At 28.1% G+C, this 7,779-nt stretch carries 10 protein-coding genes and 1 pseudogene; all 11 read left to right on the top strand.

The window, feature by feature from the left end; translation table 11 throughout:
• A pseudogene (locus ACFQ1U_RS06425) lies at positions 1-826 on the top strand (hypothetical protein); the annotation flags it as partial.
• Positions 823-1,263: a hypothetical protein gene (locus ACFQ1U_RS06420; protein WP_386106515.1), complete on the top strand. Its 441-nt coding sequence runs from the start codon at positions 823-825 to the stop codon at positions 1,261-1,263. The pseudogene ACFQ1U_RS06425 and the gene ACFQ1U_RS06420, both read left to right, overlap by 4 nt.
• A gap of 326 nt (positions 1,264-1,589) precedes the next feature.
• Positions 1,590-1,793, top strand: coding sequence for a DUF7668 domain-containing protein (locus ACFQ1U_RS06415; RefSeq protein ID WP_449343025.1), 204 nt, complete (start codon positions 1,590-1,592; stop codon positions 1,791-1,793).
• 386 nt (positions 1,794-2,179) lie between these two features.
• Positions 2,180-2,305, top strand: a complete 126-nt coding sequence (locus ACFQ1U_RS06410; RefSeq protein ID WP_386106511.1) for a hypothetical protein — start codon at positions 2,180-2,182, stop codon at positions 2,303-2,305.
• Positions 2,306-2,372: 67 nt separating this feature from the next.
• On the top strand, positions 2,373-2,981 hold the full coding sequence (locus tag ACFQ1U_RS06405) for a hypothetical protein (RefSeq protein ID WP_386106509.1): 609 nt from the start codon (positions 2,373-2,375) through the stop codon (positions 2,979-2,981).
• 149 nt (positions 2,982-3,130) lie between these two features.
• Entirely contained in the window at positions 3,131-3,652 is a 522-nt protein-coding gene (locus ACFQ1U_RS06400; protein WP_386106507.1) for a hypothetical protein, read from the top strand.
• Positions 3,653-3,856: 204 nt separating this feature from the next.
• A complete protein-coding gene (locus tag ACFQ1U_RS06395) occupies positions 3,857-4,693 on the top strand; it encodes a carboxypeptidase-like regulatory domain-containing protein (protein WP_386106505.1) in 837 nt (278 codons plus the stop codon).
• A 148-nt stretch (positions 4,694-4,841) separates the two neighbouring features.
• On the top strand, positions 4,842-5,321 hold the full coding sequence (locus ACFQ1U_RS06390; protein WP_386106503.1) for a hypothetical protein: 480 nt from the start codon (positions 4,842-4,844) through the stop codon (positions 5,319-5,321).
• A 200-nt stretch (positions 5,322-5,521) separates the two neighbouring features.
• Positions 5,522-6,019: a TPM domain-containing protein gene (locus ACFQ1U_RS06385; RefSeq protein ID WP_386106501.1), complete on the top strand. Its 498-nt coding sequence runs from the start codon at positions 5,522-5,524 to the stop codon at positions 6,017-6,019.
• A gap of 154 nt (positions 6,020-6,173) precedes the next feature.
• Positions 6,174-6,650, top strand: a complete 477-nt coding sequence (locus ACFQ1U_RS06380) for a hypothetical protein (protein WP_386106499.1) — start codon at positions 6,174-6,176, stop codon at positions 6,648-6,650.
• Between the two features lie 139 nt (positions 6,651-6,789).
• The gene (locus ACFQ1U_RS06375) at positions 6,790-7,368 is read left to right on the top strand and encodes an FEKKY domain-containing protein (RefSeq protein WP_386106497.1); all 579 of its coding nucleotides are present in this window, start codon (positions 6,790-6,792) and stop codon (positions 7,366-7,368) included.
• Positions 7,369-7,779 lie beyond the last annotated feature (411 nt).

Here is a 7,779-nt window from a genome sequence, read left to right as displayed (position 1 = left end):
AACTAATGATGAACCTGATAATTTTGACGACCCTATTGTGGTTATTCCTCTTGAAAAACCAGAAAAACCTTGCCCTAGTGGTTATATAAAAAGTGACACAAGTTGTATAATTGATGATGACTATCAAATTCTAAATGAATTAGAAAGTAAAGCTCTATGTATTTACAACAAACTAAAATCTTCTAGTACTGGGTTTAAAAATTCAATAAAGAAATTTGAACCTGATTTTCCAGTAGCGCATTTGAAATTTGACATGGGTGATATAGGTGCTTCAAGGGGAATAACTATTGCACCTAATAGCAATCCAACCACCCCAAACTCACCTGATTTTGTTATTACAATTAGGTTAAACAACAATAATACAACTAGTGGAGTTACTAAAAGACCAAATTTATTAGTTGTAAAAACAATTGCACATGAAGTTATTCATGCTGAAATGTATAGAAAATTATTGTCTGTACTTGATAATGGTGGTAATATTGACGGAGTTACAAGACAAGATGTATTAGATGCTTTAGATGGTAATTTCCCAGGTATGTATGATTATTTTAGACGCCACAAAAATTGGCAACATCAACAAATGGCAACTCATTATAGAGAAACTTTGGCAAGAATATTGCAGGAATATGATACAGGTAGTGCTGTACCAGACAATCAGCAACCCGCTCAACTCTATATGGACTTGTCTTGGGAAGGGTTAATTTATGAAAATGGAAACAATGCAATTTATACTTGGACTAGTTTGCCTCAAGAAGAAAAGGAAAGAATTGAAGGAGTTATTTCCGATTATATAGCTAATAACTCAAATGAAACCTGTACAGAATGAAAAATCTAACATTAATACTTTTTTTAGTTTCAACGCTAATGTGTTTCTCTCAAGAAAGAAAGAAAGAAACTGTATACATATTATTTGACAACCAAAGTAATGAAAAATGCATTGTTGAAGATGGTTCTGGTAATTCCTTAAATGTAAATAAATTTAGAAAAGAATATGAAGATTATGGTAATATAATTAATTTCAAAATCTGTAATGAAACCTTTGGCTTTAACAAAACAAAAAGCTTCAAGGATACTTGTTCTATAAAAGCATTAGAAAATATAAAACTTGTTGATTTTGAATATTTAATCAAAAAATACAATTCATTAAATGAATTTAAACATCATGTCTTTGATAAAATTTATTTTGTTGAAAAAATATCGAAAAATAAAATAATCAAATATGAAGTTGGTTGGGTTGATGAAATTTTTATGATTGAAGATTAAATACTGCCTACAACACGGTATATAAAAAATAGCAGTTAAGAGCTAAACTTAAAGTTTAGTTCTTTTCTACTTTTTTGTCTTTAAACTAAAAGTAATTGCATTTTTACTCTGCTACTTTTCATATACAAAACCGTTAGCAAATATTAAGAATTAACGAAATTGCAGTTGAAAAAAATGAGGAAAAAGAACTTCCAATACCACACATTTGGAGACTAACTTTTAAGGCTATTATTTTTGCCTTTGTAAAAAAAGATTACAAGCTTAGCAATGAAATAAAAAATGTAAACACTATTTCGGATAAAACTGCTGAACAAATCAAAGAATAAATTGAGGATTACGGAGAAGAATTGATTGAACTACCTAATGAAACTTGGAACTCCTCAGTTTATATTTGTAATGGAAACTACTGGAATATTCTTATTGACCTATATACGAAAGATGAGGGTTTAAGTGACTTAGTGCTTAATGCAGAAGTAAGAGAAGTTAATAAAGAGTATATCTTTGACATTAAACTTGTTTATGTACCTTAAAAAATATCTAAGCGTTATTAAAAATTAAAATGATTAAAAAAATAATATTTACAGTTCTATTTTTATTCAGTCTTACAGGAATTCAAGTTGCAAGTTTCAACGATTGGTTAATTCTTACTCTTATAATTCATATAATTTGGTTAACAACTACTTCAAATGAAATATTAGAAAGTTCAAAAACTGAATATAAAAACTATAGAATTTTTAAAATATTCAATAAAATATTAGTTTATCTATTTATAGCGGATATTCTGATAATAGTCTTATCAATGTCTTTTGGATTTAGGTTGATTTTTGCCTATTTGTATAGACCAACATTTTTTATTAGTGCTATTTTTGGAGTTATTTCAATATGCGTTAACTATTACATTATAATTAATTACATAATGAAAAAAATTGATTCAGTAACACAAAGAATTCTATTAATACTCTCATCATTATTTTATCCAATAGGTGTTTTTACAATAACTGAGAGAACATCGAAACAAAAAACATTTGCTAACAATGTATAAAAAACATAGGGTATTTGTGTCAACTCCAAAGTTCTGTGTTTATTTACAAAGTCGCAAAATATAAAATTTGGCATTTTCAACAAAAAAGATAAAAGCAAAATATTATATTTGGCTTAGTCCCAATCCGAAACGTATCGCTTATCACCCGCCCTACGTTTCTTATACTGAACGTTGTAGCACATTAAACCAAAATCGCGTGAAAAAAATGAATACCTACATAATCTTCGGAGTTTTAGCATTAATCGGAATATTCGCTTTGATTAGCTGGAACTCAAAACGTAACTCAAACACACATGGAATTGCGGAAAATAAAACTAAATTGCGGAATCGTGAAGCTCGACAAGAAAAACGAGATTTAAAACTTACTGTCTCTTACGACTATGGAGAAGTCACAAAAACCATATCTGAAAAAGCGACAGCGGAAATAATAAAAAGCACGATGGAATCAACAAATTGGAATGAATTCCACATTGTGCAACTGGAAGTTAAAAATGGATATAAAGCTTTGCACGTAAGCGGAAGTTTAGGCGATGACGGATTAACTTCTGGATTTGTGACAGAAGATGATCATATTTTATTAGTAGAACCATTAGAAACGGTTGAACAAATGACCGAAATTCTTCTTGACTATTTGAAAGGAGAAGAAATTTGGCGTAATAAATATGAATATAAATAACGTGCTACAACAATGTATAACCGCAATTACGGCGGATTCGACTACGTCCGAATCCACTCGGAATTGCTAAAGTCCGTGCTAAACCGAAAATTAACGCATATAAACCCGTAACTGACGGTTATACGAGACCGTTAGCCATAATTACCAAAATGACGCAGGAATTCAAAACAGAAATTGTAAAAACTAAAGAATATAAAAAATCATATTCCATCATTTTCGGAATACTTTATTTAATTGCTAATTTTTATCTTTTTGCACATAATAAAGAAAACCAAAACACATATTTGAAATATTTAAGTCTAATAATAATTTTATTTGGTGCATATTTTCTTTTTGGAATTTCTTTTATAAAACCTAAAATAATTGGAGTTTTTAAATTATCTGAAAAACTTATAACAATAGAATTAGACGGAGTTGAAAAACAAATAAAACTGAATGAATTAGAAAGTATTTTCTTGAAATATATGGATTATGGAAGTTGGAAAACTCACTCGATTTACGGAAATAAAAACTATTTAAAAATCATTAGCAAAAACGGAGAAGAATATAATTTTGAGATACTTTTAAGAAATAAGAAAATGAAAACTGAATTTAAATCAGCTTTAAATAATTTTGAATTGAATGAGAAATTTGAATTTGTTAAAATAAATAACTCAAGAACTGAATTTTAAAAAACTATGGCTAACACCGTGTATATTCAATTGCTAGCTTCTTGCCTACTTTGGAAAATCCTCGCGGATTTTCCATTCAGTAATTATTTGCTAAATTTAATACTTAAATCACGCAACTGAAACATACACAAAAACGTTACCCACAATATGAAAAGACTAGTTACTATAATAATTCTGGTAATTTCTAACATTTGTTTCAGTCAATTGAAATCTGTAATAATTGATAACAAAACAAAAGAAAAAATACCTTACGTAAATATTTGGGTAGAGAACGAAACCATTGGAACAACATCTAATGAAAAAGGAGAGTTTGAATTAAAAATTGATAGTCCAAAAATTATTTTATTTTCTGCTCTTGGATTTGAAACAAAAAGAATATTGTCTGATTCCATAAAACAAGTTATCGAGTTAAAACCTCAAACAACTAAACTTGATGAAATTATTATCAGCTCTAAAAAACAAAACAAATCATTAACAATTGGTAAATTTAAAAAATCTAAAATCAATCATTATTTTGCCTTTGGAAAAAACCCATGGATTGCGGCTAGATTTTTTGAATATCAGGCAATTTACGAAAGTACTCCTTACCTAAGTAAAATAAGAATACTAACTAAAAGTAAAGTGAAAGGCTCAAAGTTTAATATTCGTTTGTATGATATAAATGAAAAAGGAGAACCAGATAACTATATATTTCATAAAAACATTATTGGAACTGCTAATAAAGGGAAAAGAATAACTGAAATAGACATATCCGAATTAAATATAAAATTTCCTAAAAATGGATTCTTCATTGCTTTTGAGTGTTTAATTATAGAGGATAATAAGTACGAATTTAACTATACAATAAAAGATTCAAAAGAAAAACAAAAAGGAATTCGTTATGATCCAAAAATAGGTCTTATACCTAGAGATGAAAATAAAAATAGTTGGATTTTTAATCAAGGAAAATGGAGAAAAGTTTTGAAAAACAACAATTATTCTTCAAAAAGATATAATAATAAATATAATCAAATAGCAATTGAATTAACACTTAAGAATTAAAAAACACAGTGGGTAACAAGGTGTATAATTAATTGCGGCTGAATTCCCATGCGGAAATTCAATCTTATTAATTATCTTTCCGCAACAACAGAAAACGACTCGCGTCCTTTTCCCGCAAAAAATCATACACAAAACCGTTGCCCACAATATGAAAAAAACTATTTCCTTAATATTTGGCTTTCTGATTTTAACAAGTTTTGTTGGAATTTCAATTGGAAATTTACTTCCGACTGAAAAGCAAAGTGTGGAAAAAATATTCGCTAATGACCGAATTGAAATACGCATCACAAATCACGGCGGATTTGGAGCAAACATAATCGGAATTAGTAAACTGACTATAAAACGTAAAAATAACGGAAAGGAATATAGAGTTAAATACAATGATAAACTGGACGAAAAAAAATCTGAATTTAAAATTACTCAAGTCGAATTTGAAGAGCTGAAAAATATTTTTTTTGATTTAATCAAAGTAAATGACTCTAAAAAAGTTCTGAACGGAGATTGTGTGATTATAGATAAAAATTACGAATTGAAAAGTAGCGGATTGAAAATGATAATAAAACCAAACAAAAATTCATCGGAATTATTTGCACTCGATGGTTGGATTTATAAATCAGAACGTGAATAAAATACTGTGGGCAACAATGTATAACCGCAATTACGGCGGATTCGACTACGTCCGAATCCACTCGGAATTGCTAACGCTAGTGAATAAAAGAAAATAATAACTAATTTAACCCGTAACTAACGGTTATACGAAACCGTTGTACACAATACCGAGAAATGAAAATCGCATCTAAAATACTAATCCTTTTTCTAACACTAAACTTGCTTTCTTGTAAAGGTTCAGCACAAGAAACTGAAATAAAAGAAACGACAACAGAATTTGACTTCTCTACAATTGACAAATTCAGAGATACAAAACTTAAGGATCAAATAATAAATGACTATGATAGCATTTTTAGTCCTACACAAAACAAAGAACTTTCTGATATCATTTATGACTACAATATTGAAACAACACGACAAATAGTTGTTGTGACAATTGATAGTATTTCACCTTACTCGGACATTCAAAAATATGCAACTGATTTAAGCAATTACTGGGGAGTTGGAGATGCTGAAAAAAATAACGGACTGACAATTGTTATGTGCAGTCCTTGTCGACAAATCGGAATCGCAACTGGAAATGCAACGGCACTGATTTTGACTGACGAAATCTGTATAAACGTAATCGACCAAACCATAATTCCTGAATTTAAAAATGGTAATTTTTATGACGGAATAAAAAATGGAGTAATTGAATTAATAGAAAAATGGAAATAAAAGTACTGTGTACAACAAGGTATATTATTAATTGCTTGCGGATTTAATCCTTCGGACTAAATCTCGCAAAACCAAAAGTTCATCTCTTTTAATTAACTTTACAACAAAAAATCGCAAATAACAATACACGAAACGTTAGCTGTCATTTTAAACTATGAAAAGATATCTTTATTTGAGTATTATTTTTACTGTTTTATTATCATGTAAAACAAAAGAAAAAAATAACCAACCTGACTTTGACCTAAAGAAATATCCTAGCAAAAATAATTATATAAAAATGTCTGAAGTCAATGTTAAAACATTAATTGATATTCTTAAAACTAAAAATCATGATAAACTTAATATTTTGACTACAATTGGACAAACTAAAACTAATTGGTTAAATCAAAATGATTTAGAATATTTAATTTCTAAAATAAATTCAAAAGAAAAATCAAAATGTATTGTAAGAGATATTTCTTCTTTCATCCCTAAGTCAACACATATGACTATTGGAAATCATGTTATTTCAATAATAGAATCTTATCGAAAAAAAGAACCTTATCCAAATCACCTGTACATCTGTAAAACCTATGATAAAGAAAAAATTGATGAAATTTTAGAATGGTGGAAAACAAAAAACGTCAGCTAACAAAATGTATTATTAATTGCTTGCAGATTTTTCCTTCGGACAAATCTCGCAAAACCAAAAGCTCACCACTTTTAATTAACTTTACAACTAAAAATCGCAAATAACAATACACAAAACGTTACCCAACACTTGACATTAATTGAAAACTAAAACAAAATACATACTTCTGATTTTATCAATTATCACATTTTCTTTATTGACTTTTAATTCTGTTAAAATGCAATATTGGTACAATGTAAAATTGGAGTTAGACATTGCAAAATTTTTATTTGTTATAGGTCTAATAAGTTTTGGATTTTATTTCCTTGCTAAAGGTTGGCGCAATGTTTTGACAAAAATAATGATTGGTGTATTTGGAATTTGTTTAGTCTTAAATTTACACTTATGGGCTGAATATGATAAAGCTATACAAAAACAAAAGAGACTTACTGAATATTATGAATTAGAAAATTGTGAAAAAATGGAAAATCGGTTCGAAGTTGACTTAAAAAAGGGTGAATTAAAATACTTTCATTTTGGTTTAGGTTCTATTATAGGTATGGAAAATATTATGGAATCGGAATATAATATTGAATATTATTCAATGGGTTGCATTTTAAGATCAGAAATGGAATGTTATAATAAACTAGTCGATAAGCATCTAAAAAAGAACTTTAACAAATCTGTATCTGATATACAAAAAGAAACTGATTTTTATAAATTAATAGAGACTGAATAAAAACGTTGGGTAACAAAATGTATAATTAATTGCTTACGGATTTATTCCTTCGGACTAAATCTCGCAAAACCAAAAGTTCACCACTTTTAATTAACTTTACAACAAAAAATCGCAAATAACAATACACAAAACGTTGGCAATAATTAAAACAAACATTAATGGAAAAATTCAATTACGCAAACAAAAACAATTTTCTACAATGGTTCGGTCTTATATTAACCGGATTAGCAACACTTTTTTTTACATTCTTATTTATACGAATAAGAGATAATGGTGAATTTATGTATCCACTTTTAGTACCGTTAATTGGATTTTCAATAATTTGTTTAATAATTATCAAAAAAATGTTTTTGTCTAAAATTTTTATAACTGAAAATTATATTGAGTACAAATCCCCTTTTACAAACGTGA

Origin of the sequence: Tenacibaculum geojense, from assembly GCF_042676005.1 — a bacterium.
In the GTDB taxonomy this organism is placed as follows: Bacteria; Bacteroidota; Bacteroidia; order Flavobacteriales; family Flavobacteriaceae; genus Polaribacter; species Polaribacter geojense.
This window is presented reverse-complemented; position numbering and strand designations above follow the sequence as displayed.